The 1,203-nt window shown below is 61.2% G+C and carries 3 protein-coding genes; all 3 read right to left on the bottom strand.

Translation table 11 applies throughout. The annotated features are described in order from the left end of the window. On the bottom strand, positions 1 to 368 hold a 368-nt coding region (locus EBE87_RS28880), incomplete at its 3' end, for a hypothetical protein (protein WP_147426319.1). A 286-nt stretch (positions 369 to 654) separates the two neighbouring features. After that, entirely contained in the window at positions 655 to 792 is a 138-nt protein-coding gene (locus EBE87_RS29315) for a hypothetical protein (protein WP_158601092.1), read from the bottom strand. A 214-nt stretch (positions 793 to 1,006) separates the two neighbouring features. Then, the coding region (locus EBE87_RS28310) for an integrase core domain-containing protein (protein WP_147465072.1) at positions 1,007 to 1,203 on the bottom strand (197 nt) is incomplete at its 5' end.

The following is a 1,203-nucleotide window of genomic DNA, read 5'->3' as shown; positions in this document are numbered from 1 at the left end:
AACACAACCGTAAAGTTCCGCTTCACAACCATTGCGGGTGTGGCGCAATGCTCGCCGTCCCCGAGAAGCCACTCTGGAGTGGTCGGCGCACGCTCCTCATTGTGCAATAAGACGATGGCCTGCCACAGGAGCAGAACAAGCAGATCGCGCACTCCATTCGGATAAGTGCCGACGACCAGTGCAGCGTTGAGGATGTCGAGGCGCCATATGCCCCGCTTGCCGTGCCTTTCAGCCGCAGCCAGCGGGCCGCCATTACGGCCGGCTGGGCGCTGTTCCGCAACGGCCCCCGATCTGACCGAGGCGTGGCGCGGGCGCTGTGCAAAGAGGCCGGGTAGGAAGATCCAGACCAGATGGTAGGGAGTGAACATCTCCCTGGCTTCTATCCGCGCCGCCCTTAGTGTCATCCAGGCGGTGGGGTGCTGCGTGGTGCCGAGGAAGCCGACGCGGGAGATGCACCAAGCCGTTGCGGCCGACCGGGACGAAAAGATATGGCGCCAGTTCCAAGACGTGCTCGCCGCCCGCCCCGGAGCAGGAGGATGAGGAACCGGAATGGTAATCGCCCTCAAATGACGCATCCATGTGCGTCACCGGAGCATCAGTGTCGGGCAGATCGGCAGAACGAGAAAAGGCCGCGGGTTGCCCGCGGCCTTCTTGTCAGTTCTGCAAGAAGCCGGAAAGCCTCTCGTAACTCATGGTCCAGCTTGGTGCCTCGGACGACTGCCCCACTTTGGGTAGATCGCGGCACACCGTGTTGCCCGAGGCCTGCATCTCGGCATTTGCCGTTTCGGTCATCGGTTGGCCTCCTTCCGATATTGGCCCACAAGATAACCCAGCAGCCTCGTCATAATAAGCCGATATTGTGCGGTGCAGCATTGCATACAACTAAGACCGCCTCGCTGTCACCGCAGGGCCTGGACCAACCTGAGAACCTCGCGTTGATCGGCTGTCGAGCGCCACGTTGTTGATTTGGAGTGAACCCCTGAGGCTGGACCGCCCTGGGTCAGAACTAAGCCACGTGCCGGACCAGTTGACGTTCGAACTCTTCGGGTGACCGGTAGCCAAGCGCAGAGTGGAGGCGCCTGGCGTTGTAGACCTCCTCGATGAACCGCGGCAAACGCTTCGCGACATCCTGGAACGTCTCGTAGCCACCGATATAGATGTCCTCGACCTTCAGCGTCTTCATGAAGCTCTCGGCCTGCGCAT

Source organism: Teichococcus wenyumeiae (assembly GCF_003696345.1).
Lineage (GTDB): Bacteria > Pseudomonadota > Alphaproteobacteria > Acetobacterales > Acetobacteraceae > Pseudoroseomonas > Pseudoroseomonas wenyumeiae.
The sequence above is the reverse complement of the archived record's forward strand: the minus strand, read 5'-3'. Positions and strand labels throughout refer to the sequence as shown.

Bases quoted from the DNA above. Each gene is read 5' to 3' on its own strand.
- EBE87_RS29315 (WP_158601092.1), bottom strand. From the start codon at position 792: ATGACCGAAACGGCAAATGCCGAGATGCAGGCCTCGGGCAACACGGTG.